Origin of the sequence: Kosakonia sp. N21 (assembly GCF_050587465.1) — a bacterium.
In the GTDB taxonomy this organism is placed as follows: domain Bacteria; phylum Pseudomonadota; class Gammaproteobacteria; order Enterobacterales; family Enterobacteriaceae.
Genome location: NZ_JBOBHR010000003.1, coordinates 98,998 through 116,207, shown reverse-complemented (window position 1 = coordinate 116,207; position 17,210 = coordinate 98,998). Strand labels below are relative to the sequence as shown.

At 55.4% G+C, this 17,210-nt stretch carries 13 protein-coding genes; 8 read left to right on the top strand and 5 right to left on the bottom strand.

From position 1 onward, the window contains the following. The first annotated feature begins 243 nt into the window (after positions 1-243). From fdhF to ACQ3G7_RS07635, 3 genes are all read left to right on the top strand, one after another. Positions 244-2,391, top strand: coding sequence for a formate dehydrogenase subunit alpha (gene fdhF / locus ACQ3G7_RS07645; protein ID WP_430889411.1), 2,148 nt, complete (start codon positions 244-246; stop codon positions 2,389-2,391). Between the two features lie 331 nt (positions 2,392-2,722). Next, positions 2,723-2,875, top strand: a complete 153-nt coding sequence (locus ACQ3G7_RS07640; RefSeq protein WP_263098394.1) for a Hok/Gef family protein — start codon at positions 2,723-2,725, stop codon at positions 2,873-2,875. A gap of 315 nt (positions 2,876-3,190) precedes the next feature. Further along, positions 3,191-4,333: an MFS transporter gene (locus ACQ3G7_RS07635; RefSeq protein WP_430889727.1), complete on the top strand. Its 1,143-nt coding sequence runs from the start codon at positions 3,191-3,193 to the stop codon at positions 4,331-4,333. 34 nt (positions 4,334-4,367) lie between these two features. Here the strand turns inward: ACQ3G7_RS07635 and gltP are convergent, their stop codons facing one another. Then, positions 4,368-5,681, bottom strand: a complete 1,314-nt coding sequence (gltP, locus tag ACQ3G7_RS07630) for a glutamate/aspartate:proton symporter GltP (RefSeq protein ID WP_061498683.1) — start codon at positions 5,679-5,681, stop codon at positions 4,368-4,370. A gap of 686 nt (positions 5,682-6,367) precedes the next feature. Between gltP and acs the strand changes: the two genes are divergently transcribed. The 4 genes from acs (at position 6,368) to ACQ3G7_RS07610 (ending at position 11,804) form a co-directional block, all read left to right on the top strand. After that, positions 6,368-8,326, top strand: a complete 1,959-nt coding sequence (gene acs, locus ACQ3G7_RS07625; RefSeq protein WP_430889410.1) for an acetate--CoA ligase — start codon at positions 6,368-6,370, stop codon at positions 8,324-8,326. A gap of 72 nt (positions 8,327-8,398) precedes the next feature. After that, a complete protein-coding gene (locus tag ACQ3G7_RS07620; protein ID WP_263100986.1) occupies positions 8,399-8,710 on the top strand; it encodes a DUF485 domain-containing protein in 312 nt (103 codons plus the stop codon). Next, the gene (gene actP, locus ACQ3G7_RS07615; protein WP_430889409.1) at positions 8,707-10,356 is read left to right on the top strand and encodes a cation/acetate symporter ActP; all 1,650 of its coding nucleotides are present in this window, start codon (positions 8,707-8,709) and stop codon (positions 10,354-10,356) included. The genes ACQ3G7_RS07620 and actP overlap by 4 nt, the downstream gene beginning before the upstream one ends. 152 nt (positions 10,357-10,508) lie before the next feature. After that, a complete protein-coding gene (locus ACQ3G7_RS07610; RefSeq protein WP_430889408.1) occupies positions 10,509-11,804 on the top strand; it encodes a Gfo/Idh/MocA family protein in 1,296 nt (431 codons plus the stop codon). Positions 11,805-11,834: 30 nt separating this feature from the next. Here ACQ3G7_RS07610 and ACQ3G7_RS07605 read toward each other — a convergent pair whose 3' ends face one another. Continuing rightward, the gene (locus ACQ3G7_RS07605; protein ID WP_430889407.1) at positions 11,835-12,524 is read right to left on the bottom strand and encodes an LrgB family protein; all 690 of its coding nucleotides are present in this window, start codon (positions 12,522-12,524) and stop codon (positions 11,835-11,837) included. Next, complete coding sequence (locus ACQ3G7_RS07600) at positions 12,517-12,927, bottom strand: CidA/LrgA family protein (protein ID WP_263098400.1); 411 nt, start codon at positions 12,925-12,927, stop codon at positions 12,517-12,519. Before ACQ3G7_RS07600 ends, ACQ3G7_RS07605 begins: the two co-directional genes overlap by 8 nt. A 100-nt stretch (positions 12,928-13,027) precedes the next feature. On the opposite strand from ACQ3G7_RS07600, the gene ACQ3G7_RS07595 reads away from it, so the two are divergent. Beyond that, positions 13,028-13,951, top strand: a complete 924-nt coding sequence (locus ACQ3G7_RS07595; protein ID WP_430889406.1) for a LysR family transcriptional regulator — start codon at positions 13,028-13,030, stop codon at positions 13,949-13,951. A 40-nt stretch (positions 13,952-13,991) separates the two neighbouring features. Here ACQ3G7_RS07595 and ACQ3G7_RS07590 read toward each other — a convergent pair whose 3' ends face one another. Together ACQ3G7_RS07590 and ghxP are read right to left on the bottom strand one after the other, a co-directional pair. Next, on the bottom strand, positions 13,992-15,638 hold the full coding sequence (locus ACQ3G7_RS07590; protein WP_430889405.1) for a Na+/H+ antiporter: 1,647 nt from the start codon (positions 15,636-15,638) through the stop codon (positions 13,992-13,994). Between the two features lie 135 nt (positions 15,639-15,773). Beyond that, entirely contained in the window at positions 15,774-17,123 is a 1,350-nt protein-coding gene (gene ghxP, locus ACQ3G7_RS07585; RefSeq protein WP_263098403.1) for a guanine/hypoxanthine transporter GhxP, read from the bottom strand. Between the last annotated feature and the right edge of the window lie 87 nt (positions 17,124-17,210).

Genomic DNA, 17,210 nt, shown 5'->3' with positions numbered 1-17,210 from the left:
GGCTTCGTTGGGCTAAGTGTGATCCATTCTGTTGGTAGCCAGAGATAAATGCAGTGAATAAATGCCGTTTTTTTAATCACGGTCACATCCCCCTCGCCTTTCGACACGTCACTTTTGACGATGACCTGCGTTTCGTCAGTATTTTGACCAAATATCCGCCGTAATATCAGTCAATACCCCCAATAACGCTATGGCATAGAAGATGCATAATGGGGGGCGACAATGTTAACTGGAGCGAAAGTGATGAAAAAAGTCGTCACGGTTTGCCCGTATTGCGCCTCGGGATGCAAGATCCATCTGGTGGTCGATAACGGCAAAATCGTTCGGGCGGAGGCAGCACAGGGGAAGACCAATCAGGGTACCCTCTGTCTGAAGGGCTACTACGGTTGGGATTTCATTAACGATACCCAAATCCTGACGCCTCGTCTGAAAACCCCGATGATCCGCCGCCAGCGTGGCGGCAAACTGGAGTCTGTATCCTGGGATGAAGCCCTCGATTATGTCGCCGGGCGCTTAAAAGCGATCAAAGAGAAGTACGGTCCGGATGCCATCCAGACCACCGGCTCTTCCCGCGGTACGGGTAATGAAACCAACTACATAATGCAAAAATTCGCGCGCGCCGTTATTGGAACCAATAACGTCGATTGCTGCGCTCGTGTCTGACACGGCCCCTCGGTTGCAGGTCTGCACCAATCGGTCGGTAATGGCGCGATGAGTAATGCCATTAATGAAATTGATAACACGGACTTAGTGTTTATCTTTGGTTACAACCCGGCGGATTCTCACCCTATCGTCGCCAATCATATTATTCGGGCGAAACAGAACGGGGCGAAAATCATCGTCTGCGATCCGCGCAGAATTGAAACCGCGCGCATTGCCGATATGCACGTCGCATTGAAAAACGGGTCGAATATCGCCCTGCTTAACGCAATGGGGCATGTGATTATCGAAGAAAACCTGTACGACCAGGCGTTCGTCGCCAACCGTACAGAGGGCTTTGAAGAGTACCGGAAGATTGTCGAAGGCTACACCCCGGAATCCGTTGAGGATGTTACCGGCGTGAGCGCACAGGAGATCCGCCAGGCCGCCCGCATGTACGCTGGCGCCAAAACGGCGGCGATTCTGTGGGGGATGGGAGTCACACAGTTCTATCAGGGCGTTGAAACCGTGCGTTCGCTGACCAGCCTCGCCATGTTGACGGGGAATCTGGGGAAAGCCCACGTTGGGGTTAACCCGGTGCGTGGTCAGAATAACGTTCAGGGTGCCTGTGACATGGGTGCGCTGCCGGATACGTTCCCTGGCTATCAGTATGTGAAAGAGGATGCGCACCGCGAGAAATTCGCTAAAGCCTGGGGTGTGGAGAGTCTGCCTGCGCATACCGGTTATCGCATCAGCGAGTTGCCGCATCGCGTGGCGCATGGCGAAGTCCGTGCCGCTTACATTATGGGCGAAGATCCGCTGCAAACGGATGCCGAACTGTCCGCCGTGCGTAAGGCGTTTGAAGAACTCGATCTGGTGATTGTGCAGGACATTTTCATGACCAAAACCGCCTCGGCGGCGGACGTCATTCTGCCGTCTACCTCGTGGGGTGAACATGAAGGTGTTTACACCGCAGCGGATCGCGGCTTCCAGCGCTTCTTTAAAGCGGTCGAACCGAAGTGGGATCTGAAAACGGACTGGCAAATTATCAGTGAGATCGCCACCCGTATGGGTTACCCGATGCATTACAACAACACGCAGGAAATCTGGGACGAATTGCGTCATCTGTGCCCGGACTTCTATGGCGCTACCTACGAAAAAATGGGTGAGCTGGGCTACATTCAGTGGCCGTGTCGCGATACATCGGATGCCGATCAGGGCACGTCTTATCTGTTTAAAGAGAAGTTCGATACCCCGAACGGGCTGGCGAAGTTCTTCACCTGCGACTGGGTTGCGCCGAAGGATAAACTGACGGAAGAGTATCCGATGGTGCTGTCTACCGTACGTGAAGTGGGCCACTACTCGTGCCGCTCCATGACCGGTAACTGCGCTGCGCTGGCCGCACTGGCGGATGAACCGGGCTATGCGCAAATCAACACGGCCGATGCCGCAAGGTTGGGCATTGAAGATGAAGCGCTGGTGTGGGTGAACTCGCGCAAAGGGCGGATCATCACTCGTGCACAGGTTAGCGAGCGTCCGAACAAGGGTGCGGTGTACATGACCTACCAGTGGTGGATTGGCGCTTGTAACGAGCTGGTGACGGAAAACCTCAGCCCGATTACCAAAACACCGGAGTACAAATACTGCGCCGTGCGTGTGGAACCGATCGCCGATCAGCGCGCCGCCGAGCAGTATGTGATAGATGAGTACAACAAGTTAAAAACCCGCCTGCGCGAAAGCGCACTGGGTTAATAACCGACAGTAGTCATCTTATTAAAGCGGAGTGATTAATTCACTCCGCTTTTTATTTATTTCAGCATATATACGAAGCGAATTAATTATTCGGGATCGCGATTCCATAAAATATGTAATTTATCGAAAGGGGAATTACATCTTTCTTTTTCGACACGTGAAATTATGATATCGGGCGGGTGCTTAAGGCTTTCTGACTTAAGCATTATTATGTTTAGGGAGGGAAGTAGTAAGCCCCGGGCTATGTTTCCATAAACCCGGGGCTAACCCTCACACCCTGGACAGGTGGAAGGTTAGCCTCTTATTCTTTTTATTGCAAGGAGTAAAAGGCATGACGCCATTGAAATATTTGTTAGGCATTCTATTAATTGTTTGTGTAACAATCCTGCTGTTCGCCTTTATTAATCAGGGGAGACTCTGTGAGTTAAAAATAAAGAGCCAGCATCAGGAAGTGGCGGCAAAATTAGCCTGCATAGCAGGCTAAACCTGGCTGGTGGGGAAACCCGCCAGCTTTTCCTGGGGGGAGAGGTCTTAACGCACCCAATTTATCACTTTCTGCATTATGCATTCGGGTGACAATGTTATACGACCCGCGTCAGGCGCGCTTTACCGGAACGGGAACGATAAATGGGCTGAGGCTTCCCTCTTCAATGATTGTTGCCGCGAGCAACCGCGCAATCCGCGATGTGAGTGCAGCAACGCCTCCGCTCGTGTAATGTCACGGACAGGATCCCCCCGGAGTATCGCCTTGAAATTATCAGAAACAGAGCTGCCGGTAAGTCAGCAGAATAAGAACATCATGCGTCTGGCTACGGCGCAGGCGCTGGCCGGGGCGAATTCGGTGGTCTTCTACGCCACCGGGGCGATTGTCGGCAACACCATTGCCCCGAGCAGCACACTGGCCACGCTGCCGGTCACGGTCTTTGTGCTGGGTATGGCGGCGAGCATTCTGCCATTCGGCGCGCTTGCCCGTCGCCATGGCAGGCGAGCGGCATTTATGACAGGCACGGCGCTGGGGGTGCTGACCGGGCTGACAGCAGCGCTGGCGGTGGTGCTGGGCACATTTACGCTCTTTTGCCTGGCTGCGTTTATGGGGGGCGCTTACGCCGCCGTGGCCTTATCGTTCCGTTTCGCCGCCACAGATGGCGTGGGGAAAGAACGGCGCGCCAGAGCGTTGTCACTGGTGATGGGCGGCGGCGTAGCGGCGGGTGTGATCGGGCCGATGCTGGTCACCGCCACGCTGGATCTCTGGCCTGCCCATACCTTTGCCGTGACCTTTCTTGCCCAGGCGGCGGTGGCGGCCATCTCCGCACTGGTGCTGATGGGCGTGATATCGACGCCTCCGACGCCGGAAGCCATCCGCGGTGGCCGACCGCTGTCTGAAATTGTCCGCCAGCCGGGCTTTGCGCGCACCGTCTTTGGCGGCGCGGTTTCATACATGGTGATGAATTTCCTCATGACCGCAGCCCCTCTGTCGATGCATATACACGGCATTTCGCTGCAGGCCTCCAATCTCGGTCTGCAGTGGCATGTGATCGCCATGTACGCGCCAGGGTTCTTTACCGGTAAGCTGATTAACCGCTTCGGCGCACACCCGGTTGGCGCGGCGGGGTTGTTGATCACCGCCCTGTCGGTGGCGGTGGGTCTGTCGGGAACCGGAGTGGCGCACTACTGGGTTTCGCTTATTCTGCTGGGGCTGGGCTGGAACTTCGGCTTTACCGGTGCATCGGCAAAAATCATCGACTTCCACCGTCCTGAAGAGAAAACCCGGGTGCAATCGCTGAATGATTTTATTGTCTTCGGCGTGATGATCGTCGGCTCTTTTTCTTCCGGCGCACTGCTGAATGCGTTTGGCTGGGACGCTGTACTCTGGGGATCGCTGGTGCCCGTGGGTATGGCCTTTCTGGCGATTGTTAGCCGGGGAATGGCAGGGAAACGGTAAAAAAAATCCCTCCGTGAAGGAGGGATTAAGAGGCTTACTGATCGGCGGTCTTGTCGAATTTGCCCAGCACTTCGCGCTCATACGCCAGCGCTTTTTTGCGGTCAAACTTGTGTTCCCACTTCGCAATCACCAGTACCGCCAGCGCGTTGCCCACCACATTCAGCGCGGTACGGCCCATATCGAGGATACGGTCAACACCGGCGATAAACGCCAGGCCTTCCAGCGGAATACCGACGCTGCCCAGCGTTGCCAGCAACACCACGAACGAGACGCCCGGAACGCCAGCAATGCCTTTTGAGGTCACCATCAGCGTCAGTACGAGGATAATCTCCTGCCCGAGTGACAGATCAATGCCGTACAACTGGGCAATAAAGATTGCGGCAATACTCTGATACAGCGTGGAACCATCGAGGTTAAAGGAGTAACCGGTCGGCACCACAAAGCTGGTGATTGACGCCGGTGCGCCATAGGCTTCCATTTTCTCGATAATGCGCGGCAGCACGCTTTCCGAGCTGGCAGTGGAGTACGCCAGAATCAGCTCTTCTTTAAGGATACGAATCAGGATCCAGATGCTCAGCCCGCAGATTCGCGCCACGATGCCCAACACCACCAGTGCAAAGAACAGAATGGCGAAATAGACGAGGATCACCAGCTTCGCCAGCGGCCACAGTGAGGCAAAACCAAAGTTCGCCACCGTCACCGAGATCAACGCAAACACGCCTACCGGCGCATAGCGCATCACCATGTGGGTGACTTTGAACATGGTTTCAGAGATTGAGCGGAACACCGTCACCAGCGGTTCACGGTGCGATGCCGGCAGGGAAGAGAGCCCCAGGCCAAACAGCACCGAGAAGAAGATAACCGGCAGCATATCGCCTTTCGCCATCGACGCGATGATATTGGTCGGCACCAACGATAAGATCGTCCCCATCAGGCCGTGGGCGTGACTTTGCACTTCCGCGGTGGTGCTTTGGTATTTCGAAATATCCACCGTCGCCAGCTGCGACATATCGATACCCGCACCCGGCTGGAAAACATTCGCCAGCGTGATGCCAAGAACAATAGCAACCGTAGTGATCACTTCGAAATAGATGATGGTTTTCGCGCCGATACGCCCGAGCTGTTTCGCATCACCGACACCGGCAATCCCGACAACAAGCGTGGAGATAACAATCGGCACCACAATCATTTTGATCAGATGGATAAAGATATCGCCTGCCGGAGACAGGAGATTAGCAATCAGCCATTCACGGCTATCGCTTTGGTAATGCAGATAACTACCCAGAAGAATACCCAGCACCAGGGCCAGCAAAATCTGCCAGGCCAGGCTGACTTTCATGTTTTTCATAACTACAGACATCCTCAATGAAGCACCATTCCATGCTCAGGAACGACACATACTGAAAGGGTATGATTAGCGTCGCACGGTATTGCGGGGTTTTTTAATGCGCATTATCAGTACCATTTGCGGGGTGTAACGCGCAACCCTATACCGGGAGGGGGTTTGACTGAATTTTTATCTAAAAACCGTCTTTTATTTTAGTTACGTTAAATAAGCTTTTGTTATAGAAAATTTTTTAGCCTGTCTAATTCCAATATTTACGTTTGGAAATTATTAGCGCGTATTTGTTCATTTGCGTATTTTTTAGGCAGAAGAAATGCCGTGCTGACAATTTATTGCGGAAATATTGTCTGCGATTATTCATTAGAACAGTGAATAGTTCACATAAAAAATAATAACCACACTATCAATCAGGCGATAAATTTTCAGAAGCTTATACCCACCTACCGCTTTGTCACCCTATCAGGCGTAATCGAATTGTCACTTTTCATAACCTGCTGTTATGAATCTAATTTATCACCACGCGGCTTTTTTTTGCTTCCGATGCACGCTAGTGCATTTATTTTGCTGCTTTTTCATACCATACAATTAATGCGTGATCTGTCGCGCAAATAATAAACAAAACAGGTAAGGGCTCTTCAATTAACTTTTACGTGACATATTATTAACATCCTACAAGGAGAGCAAATGCCATGAGCCAAATACATAAACACGATATTCCCGCAAATATTGCGGAACGTTGCCTGATTAATCCGGAGCAGTATGAGGCCAAATATCAGCAATCCGTCACAGACCCTGACGCCTTCTGGGGCGAGCAAGGCAAGATCCTCGACTGGATCACGCCCTATACGAAGGTGAAAAACACCTCCTTCGCCCCCGGCAATGTTTCCATCAAATGGTACGAAGACGGCACGCTAAACCTTGCCGCCAACTGCCTGGACCGCCATCTCGCTGAGCGTGGCGACCAAACCGCGATTATTTGGGAAGGCGATGACGCAAGCCAGAACAAAACCCTGACCTACCGCGAGTTGCACCGCGACGTATGCCGTTTCGCTAACGTGCTGGTCGATCTCGGCATCAAAAAAGGCGATGTGGTGGCGATTTATATGCCCATGGTGCCGGAAGCCGCCGTCGCCATGCTCGCCTGCGCACGCATTGGCGCTGTGCATTCGGTTATTTTCGGCGGTTTCTCGCCGGAAGCGGTTGCCGGGCGCATTATCGACTCCAGTTCACGCCTGGTGATCACCGCCGATGAGGGCGTCCGCGCCGGGCGGACTATCCCGCTGAAGAAAAACGTCGACGACGCGTTGAAAAACCCGCACGTGAACAGCGTTGAACATGTGGTGGTGCTGAAACGCACCGGCGGTAAAACGGAGTGGCATGAAGGGCGCGACCTGTGGTGGCACGATCTGACCGACAATGCCAGCGACCAGCATCAGGCTGTTGCCATCGGCGCAGAAGATCCGCTGTTTATCCTCTATACCTCAGGTTCGACCGGCAAACCCAAAGGGGTCCTGCATACCACTGGCGGTTATCTGGTGTATGCCGCGTCGACATTTAAATATGTCTTCGACTACCACCAGGGCGATGTTTACTGGTGCACCGCCGACGTCGGTTGGGTCACCGGCCACAGCTACCTGCTGTATGGTCCGCTGGCCTGCGGCGCAATCACGCTGATGTTTGAAGGGGTGCCAAACTGGCCGACCCCGGCGCGAATGAGCCAGGTGGTCGACAAACATAAGGTGAATATCCTTTATACCGCGCCGACAGCGATCCGTGCGCTGATGGCGGAAGGCGATAAAGCGATTGAAGGCACTGACCGTTCGTCGCTGCGCATTTTAGGCTCCGTGGGCGAGCCCATTAACCCGGAAGCCTGGGAGTGGTACTGGTCCAAAATCGGCAATGGCAAATGCCCGGTCATGGACACCTGGTGGCAGACGGAAACCGGCGGTTTTATGATCACCCCGCTGCCGGGTGCAACCCAACTGAAAGCCGGTTCCGCCACCCGTCCGTTCTTCGGCGTTCAGCCTGCGCTGGTTGATAACGAAGGCAACACGCTGGATGGCGCAACAGAAGGCAACCTGGTGATCACCGATTCATGGCCGGGCCAGGCCCGTACCCTGTTTGGCGATCACGAACGCTTTGAACAAACCTATTTCTCAACCTTTAAAAACCGCTACTTCAGTGGCGACGGCGCCCGTCGCGATGAAGATGGCTACTACTGGATCACCGGGCGCGTGGATGACGTGCTCAACGTCTCCGGTCACCGTCTGGGTACGGCGGAAATTGAGTCGGCGCTGGTGTCGCACCCGAAAATCGCCGAAGCCGCCGTGGTGGGCATTCCGCACAACATCAAAGGCCAGGCCATTTACGCCTATGTCACGTTAAACCACGGCGAAGAGCCTTCGCCAGAACTGTACACCGAAGTGCGCAACTGGGTACGTAAAGAGATAGGCCCACTGGCAACGCCGGATGTGCTGCACTGGACCGACTCGCTGCCGAAAACCCGCTCCGGCAAAATCATGCGCCGTATTCTGCGCAAAATTGCCGCAGGCGATACCAGTAATCTGGGTGATACCTCGACGCTCGCCGATCCGGGTGTCGTGGAAAAACTGCTCGAAGAGAAGCAGGCGATCACCATGCCATCGTAATTCCCCTACAGCCCTCCCCTTCGGGGGAGGGTACAAAAAAACGCCTCGACCTTACCTCTGGAGAATTCTGTGATGAATAATATTTATCAACAGATTGAAAACAGTGCGCATTTCAGGGAGTTAGTGGAAAAACGGCAACGGTTTGCCTTCATCCTTTCCATCATCATGCTGATTATTTATGTCGGCTTTATCTTGTTGATTGCCTTTGCGCCACAGTGGCTCGGCACGCCGCTGCATGAGGGTACCAGCGTAACGCGTGGTATTCCGATTGGCATTGGCGTGATCCTGATTTCGTTTGTGCTGACCGGCGTCTACGTCTGGCGGGCAAACGGCGAGTTTGATCGTCTGACAAAAGCGGTGATGAACGAGGTAAAAGCATCATGAAGAGAGTCCTGACGGCGCTTGCCGCCACACTGCCTTTCACAGCCAACGCCGCCGATGCCATTACCGGCGCAGTACAACGCCAGCCCACCAACTGGCAGGCGATCATCATGTTTGTGGTGTTTGTGGCATTAACGCTGTGCATCACCTACTGGGCGTCGAAACGGACCCGCACGCGGAGCGACTACTACACGGCCGGCGGCAATATCACAGGCCTGCAAAACGGGCTGGCCATTGCCGGTGACTATATGTCGGCGGCCTCTTTTCTCGGTATCTCCGCACTGGTTTACACCTCCGGTTACGACGGGCTGATCTACTCGCTCGGCTTTCTGGTCGGCTGGCCGATTATCCTGTTTCTGATTGCCGAACGCTTACGTAACCTCGGGCGCTATACCTTTGCCGATGTGGCCTCCTATCGTCTTAAACAAGGCCCGATTCGCTCACTCTCCGCCTGCGGTTCGCTGGTGGTGGTGGCGCTCTATCTTATTGCACAGATGGTCGGTGCCGGTAAATTGATTGAATTGCTGTTCGGCCTGAACTACCACGTTGCAGTCGTGCTGGTAGGCGTGCTGATGGTGATGTATGTGCTGTTCGGCGGCATGCTGGCCACCACCTGGGTGCAAATCATCAAAGCAGTATTGCTGCTGTTTGGCGCCAGCTTTATGGCCTTTATGGTGATGAAGCATGTCGGCTTTAGCTTTAATAACCTGTTTAGCGAAGCCATGTCCGTACACCCGAAAGGCAGCGCAATCATGAGCCCTGGCGGGCTGGTCAAAGATCCGGTCTCTGCCCTCTCTCTCGGGCTGGGGCTGATGTTCGGCACCGCGGGCTTACCGCATATCCTGATGCGTTTCTTCACCGTCAGCGACGCGCGTGAAGCCCGTAAGAGCGTGTTCTACGCCACCGGGTTTATGGGGTACTTCTATATTCTGACCTTTATCATCGGTTTTGGCGCCATCATGCTGGTGGGGGCGAACCCGGCGTTTAAAGACGCCGCGGGCGCGCTGATCGGCGGCAACAATATGGCGGCAGTGCATCTGGCCAATGCGGTCGGCGGCAGCCTGTTCCTCGGCTTTATCTCCGCTGTCGCCTTCGCCACCATTCTGGCGGTGGTAGCCGGGCTGACACTGGCGGGCGCATCGGCGGTTTCGCACGATCTCTACGCCAACGTATTCCGTAAAGGCGCAACGGAGCGTCAGGAGCTGAAAGTCTCGAAAATCACCGTGCTGGTGCTTGGCGTGGTGGCTATCCTGCTGGGGATCCTGTTTGAAAATCAGAACATCGCCTTTATGGTCGGACTGGCCTTCTCGATTGCCGCCAGTTGCAACTTCCCGATCATTCTGCTTTCCATGTACTGGTCGAAACTGACCACCCGTGGCGCAATGATTGGCGGCTGGCTAGGCCTGTTAACCGCCGTGATTCTGATGGTGCTTGGCCCGACTATCTGGGTGAAGATCCTCGGTCATGCGACCGCCGTCTTCCCGTATGAGTATCCGGCGCTGTTCTCCATTGCGATTGCGTTTATCGGCATCTGGATCTTCTCCATCACCGATAACTCTGAAGAGGGTAACCGCGAGCGCGAACTGTTCCGCGCGCAGTTTATCCGCTCGCAGACCGGTATCGGTATCGAACAAGGTCGCGCACATTAATGCCCTACCCCGGCCAGTAATGGCCGGGGATCACATTTTCCCCACCTGCCAGTACCCATCTTCCGCCATCGCGCTACAGTACAAAAATCCAATCTGAAACACCGTTTTTAATACATCAATACGTTAATTCATTTATGACTTACGAGGATGCGATGAAAAAATATGCGCTGGTAGGTACTGGCGGGCGCGCCGGATTATATATCTCGGCCATCGGCGGTCAGTGGAAAGAGAATGCCCGCATGGTGGCGTTTTGCGACAGCAACCAGACGCGGATGGACTACGCCAATCAGTTGTTAAAAAACGAAGGCGCTGCGCCAGTTTCCACCTGGCAAGCCGCGCAGTTTGAAACAATGATTGCGGAAACCCGGCCGGACATCATTATCGTCACCACCCTGGACCGTACCCATGATGACTATATCGTGCGGGCGCTGCATGCCGGCTGCGATGTGATCACCGAAAAACCGATGACCATTGACGAACAGCGCGCGCTACGCATTCTGGATGCCATTGAACAGACCGGGCATACCGTGCGCGTGGCGTTTAACTATCGTTATGCACCGCACCACAGCAAAGTGCGCGAGTTGCTGATGAACAACACCATCGGCGAGGTCTACTCGGTGCATTTTGAGTGGCTGCTGAATACCGAACATGGCGCAGACTATTTTCGTCGCTGGCATCGGGAAAAACGCAACAGCGGCGGCTTGCTGGTGCACAAATCCACCCATCATTTTGATTTGATGAACTTCTGGCTCGACAGCTACCCGCTGCGAGTGTATGCCGAAGGCGGGTTGCGCTTTTACGGGAAAGAGAACGCGGAAAAACGCGGCATCACCCGCTTTTACCCACGCGCTCACGGTTATGCCGCCGCGAAAGACGACCCCTTTGCCCTGCATATGGATGAGAATCCACAACTGAAAGCGCTGTACCTGGATGCGGAGCACGAAGATAACTACTGGCGCGATCAGAGCGTTTTCAGCGATGGTATCACCATTGAAGATACGCTGTCGGTACTGGTGAAATACCAGAACCAGTGCCAGTTGAGCTACTCACTGAACACCTACCTGCCGTGGGAAGGGCTAAACGTGGTTTTTAACGGCAGTCAGGGGCGGCTGGAGATGAAAATCGTCGAAAAATCTTACGTGAACGCCGGGGGCGAACGCGCCAGTGAGGGCAGCCTTGAATCCTGTGATATTACCGTCTTCCCGATGTTTGCCGCACCGTGGAAAGCAGACTTTACCCTCGGCGAGGGTGGTCATGGCGGTGGCGATAACGCCATGCTGGCGGACCTGTTTGGCGAACCGGGTCATGATCCCTTAAAACGCGCCGCCGATCACCGCGCTGGCGCAATGTCGATCCTGACCGGCATTGCCGGGAATATCGCCATGCAGCAACAGCGCCCGGTTAATTTTAACGAGTTTGAACTGGTCACCCGCCTGAAAAAGCAGTAACCCTCGCGCCCCGTCAGCGCTGGCGGGGCATTAAAACATCACCCATGCCACCAGCGGTGCGGTCAGCACCATCACCACACCAGAGAGCATCATCACCAGGCTGGCGACAACCCCTTCCTGCGGCCCCAGCTCATACGATCGCGCGGTGCCCGCACCATGGGAAGCCGCGCCAAAGCCCGCGCCTTTCGCCATCCCTTCGCGGATCGACAAACGCAGGAACAGCATATCGCCCACTGCCATGCCGAACACGCCTGTCACCACCACGAACAGCGCCACCAAATCCGGCTGCCCGCCAAGGGGTTTCGCGGCGGCAAGCGCAAACGGCGTGGTAACCGAACGGACCGCCAGGCTACGCTGGATCTCATCCGGTAATGTGAATAAACGCGCCAACCAGACCGAACTGGTGACCGCCACCACAGTGGCGGTGATCACCCCGGCGGACAGCGACATCCAGTGGCGGCGAATGATCGCCAGGTTGTCATACACCGGGACGGCAAAAGCGATGGTCGCCGGTCCCAGAAACCATATCAGCCAGTGCGATTCGCCCATATAGCTTTGATAGGAGATATGCCCAAAGACCAGCAGCAACACCAACAGCACAGGGGTGCAGACCAGCGGCATTAAGGGCAAGGTGTGGAAACGCCGGTAAATACGCTTATTGAGAAAATAACACCCCAGCGTCAATAACAGGCACAGTACGCTTAATGAGAACTCACTCATTGTTAAGCCTGCTCACTTCAAAGCGATAAACTCTATCCACCACCCAGGCCGTCGCGCCCAGCACCATTAACGTACTCAGGCCAATAACGGCAAAAATGCGCCAACCGTCCACCATCAACAGTTGTGCATAATTCACCACCGCGACCACGGCAGGCACAAAAAACAGCAGCATTTCCGCCAGTAACCAGCGAGCCCCCTCCCGTACCCAACTCAGCGGGATCACCCGGCACAGTATTAAGCCCAGCATAAGCAGCATGCCGACCAAATTGGCCGGTAAAGGCAGATGCAACCACTGGACAAGGTATTCAGCAACGATGAACAGCCCGGCATACAATACGACCTGAACCGGGACCTGAAGACGACGCACAAGGGCCGGCGTAACACGTCTTAACGCCACGTCCATATTAATTTCCCATTAACTCGGCAGGCGCTCAGTATAGAGAGGCACCAGGTGTGACAGAAATGAATTAAAATCATCGCGGGCATAGTTGAAAGGAATAGTTATGGACATCCGAACGCTGCGTTATTTTGTGGAGGTGGTTCGCCAGCAAAGCTTCACCCGCGCGGCGGAACGTCTTTTTGTTACCCAACCGACCATCAGCAAAATGCTGAAGAATCTGGAAGATGAGCTGGATTGCACGCTGATCATCCGCGATGGTCGCAAACTTCTGCTTACCGATACCGGGCAGGTAGTCTTTGAACGCGGCGTGGCGATCCTGGCGGAATTTCGCCAACTGGAAGCCGAACTCAATGACATTAACCATCTGAATAAAGGCGTGTTACGTCTTGGCATTCCGCCGATGGTCGGTATGTTGATGGCCGGGCCAATCAGCCTGTTTCGCCAGCGCTACCCTGGCGTAGAGCTAAAAATCTCCGAATTTGGCGGTTTAGTGGTGCAACAAGCAGTGATCAGCGGCGATCTGGATCTGGCGATGACGGCGCTACCAATCGAAGAAGAGAGCGGTTTGTCAACACTGCCGCTGTTCAGCCACCCAATGTGTGTGCTGGTGCCACGCTCCGGAGGCTGGGTCGAACGCGAGGTGGTCACACCGGAAGAACTGGGTGAACACCCGTTACTCATTTATAACGAAGATTTCGCCCTCAGCCGCCAGTTAATGCAGTTGTTCAATCAGCACGGCGTGAAGCCGCGCATTGCGGTGCGCAGCGGTCAGTGGGATTTTCTTGCGGCGATGGTGCAGGCCGGTGTGGGTATTGCGATATTGCCGGAGCCGATTTGCCAGCGGTTAGATAAGCAGACGCTGCGCTGGCTGCCGCTACAGAGCGATTTACGCTGGCAACTGGGGATGATTTGGCGCGAAGGGGTTTACCTTTCACGTAGCGCTCAGGCGTGGCTGGAATGCTGCAAAGGATTCTGGCTACAACCGCCGGATGGCGTGGCGCTGACCAAACCGACAAAACCTGCGTGAGTTTGTCGGCCGTATCACGTCGCCATCCGGCACGGTTTTTTTACTTATGCTCCAGCAGCAATGCCTCCAGCAGGTCGAGATCGTGTAGCAGTTTTTGCAGCGTCTCGTTGCTGATCTGACGGGTCGCGCGCAAATGGTAAAGCTCGGCGCGCTCAGAGCGTAGCGCTGCCAGGCGGAAACGGCGCTCCAGGTTCTCTTCCTGTAGCGAGCTTTCCACGTTGTTGCGCCCGTCGGCGCGACGCCGAAGATTACCAATCACCCGTGAGCTGACTTCGGTCAGCAGTTGATCATCGATATTCTCTTCGGTATCGGCGGCCAGGCGCTCCTCCATTTTCTGAATCGCCACAATCGCCACATCGGCCGTGGCGGCTCGCGCCATCCGCTCCTCTTTATACTGCTGCGCGTGGTCGCGCACCTCAACATGCTGCAACAGCGACGGCAGCGCGATCACGCCAACAAACAGCGAGAACAGGATCACCCCGGCAGCCAGGAACACCAGCTCATAACGCGCCGGGAAGACATCGCCACTGGGCAGCAACAGTGGAATAGAGAGGACGCCCGCAAGGGTGATCGCCCCGCGCACCCCGGCAAAGGTGGCAATCAATAATTCGCGATCGCTCCAGGAGGCAAACTCCATCGGTTTTTTGGTAAGAAAACGGCGGCTGAACCTTTTCATCGTCCACAACCAGCCAAAACGCACCAGCATTAACGCGGCGTAAATCAGCACGATATCGGTGAACAACATCCAGGTTTCCACGTTCGGGTCGGCTTCCGCCGCCACCAGAGAGGACTCCAGAATACCCGGTAATTGCAGCCCCAACAGCAGAAACACCATGCCGTTAAAGACGAACTCCAGCATCGCCCAGGTGCTGTTCGCACGCAGACGCATCGCCAGTGGCGCGGTGCGCATCACGCCGGAACGGGTGATGGTCATCCCGGCCGCCACCGCCGCGAGGATGCCGGAAACGCCGATATGCTCGGCAATCAGATACGAGGCGAACGGCAGCAGAAACAGCAGGACGATTTGCGTCGCCGGTTCATCGCCGCCCCAGCGGCTGAGAAAGCGCAGCGAGCGGCCATACAGCCAGCTCACGACAAAGCCCGCCAGCAGGCCGCCTATCGCCACTTTCATAAACTCAACCGTTGCGCCGCCAACGGTAAAGACCATGGTCCCCATCACTACGGCAACGGCGAATTTCAGTGACACAAGGCCTGAAGCGTCGTTCATTAACGCCTCGCCCTGCAAAATCCCCATGATTTTCTTAGGAATGCGCCCTTCACCGACGATGCCGGAAAGCGCCACCGCATCGGTTGGCGACAGTACCGCCGCCAGCGCAAACGCCGGCACCAGCGGGATCCCCGGCACCACCCAGTAAATTAAGAAGCCGATACCCACTACGGTGACCAGCACCAGCGCCAGCGCCAGACCGAAGATCTCGCGACCATGTTCGAGAAACTCACGCGTGGGGGTTTTCCAGCCATCGGCGAACAGCAGCGGCGGGATAAACAACACCAGGAACAGTTCCGGGTCGAACTCCACATGCAGGCCAAAGGTGGGGAAAGCCAGCAGTGCGCCAATGGCGATTTGCATCAGCGGTAGCGGGATTTGAAACGGTAGGACACGGGTGACGACACCCGAAAGCGAAACCACAAGGGTCATGATGAGAATGGTAAAGAATATTTCCATGCGTTCCCTGTTTGCGATGTTTTGTTATAAAGGCCTCAGACCTTGATGCCAGAACATCCAGCTTAACGCAAAGAAACCGGGCTGTGGGCAAAAAAATGGGCGACCGGAGTCGCCCATTGTTAATACGTTTAGCGATCAGATAGCCCAGCCGCCTGCATAGAATACAACCAGCGCAACCGCAATCACCACAGTGCCGATGTTCAGCTTACGCCATTCACCGGAGACCACGCGGCCAATAACCAGCGAGGCAAAACCGATCATGATGCCGGTAACGATATTACAGGTCAGCACGATGAAGACGGCGGTGATCAGGCCTGACATGGCGTCGACGAAATCGGCAAAATCGATTTTCGCGACATTGCTCAGCATCAGCAGACCCACATACATCAGCGCCGGTGCGGTGGCATACGCCGGCACCAGGTAAGAGAGCGGAGAGAGGAACAGGATCAGCAGGAACAGCACGCCCACAGTGATCGCGGTCAGACCGGTTTTACCGCCTGCCGCCGTACCGGCCGCAGATTCGATATACACCGCTGCCGGCGCTGCGCCGACCAGACCAGAGAACACGCTGCTCAGGGAGTCGGTGGTCAGCGCTTTGCCGCCATCGATAATCTGACCGTCTTTATCCAGCAGGTTTGCCTGCCCGGCTACCGCGCGGATAGTCCCGGTGGCGTCAAACACCGCGGTCATCACCAGCGCCAGCACGCTTGGCAGCACAACCGGGTTCAGCGCGCCCATGATATCCAGGCTGCCGATCAAGGAGTTACCCTTGTCGTCGCTCAGCGAAGGCATGGCGAAAATACCGGAGAAGTGTACGTTCGGATCGAAAATCAGCCCCACAATCGACACACCGATAATGGTCAGCAGAATGCCGCCCGGCACTTTCAGTTTTTCGAGGCCGATAATCACCGCCAGGCCAATCAGCGACATGATCACCGGGAAACTGGCGAAGTGGCCCAGTGCAACCGGCAGACCATCCAGCGGGTTTTTGATGACCAGGCCCACGCCGTTTGCAGCGATAAGCAGCAGGAACAGGCCGATACCGATGCCGGTACCGTGCGCAACGCCCTGCGGCAGGTTGCGCAGGATCCAGCTACGAATACCGGTCGCGGAAATCACGGTAAACAGCACGCCCATCAGGAACACGGCGCCCAGCGCAACCGGCACGCTAATGTGCTGACCCAGCACCAGACTGAACGCGGTAAACGCGGTGAGAGAGATAGCGCAGCCGATAGCCAGCGGCAGGTTCGCCCACAGGCCCATCACGATGGAGCCAACGCCTGCAACCAGACACGTGGCCACAAATACCGCCGTAGGTGGGAAACCCGCTTTACCCAGCATGCCGGGAACAACGATGACCGAGTAGACCATCGCCAGGAAGGTGGTTAAACCAGCAACGATTTCCTGACGAACAGTACTGCCACGGGCAGAGATTTTAAACAGTGCGTCAAGCGAACCGCCGGTACGCGCAGAAGGCGTAGACATAGGAAACATCCCCTGAGAATTTTATTGTTCGTTCGCATGCGTGGTGGACAGTCCACTGCCGGTTAAACGTCATCTCCCTGTGCTGCG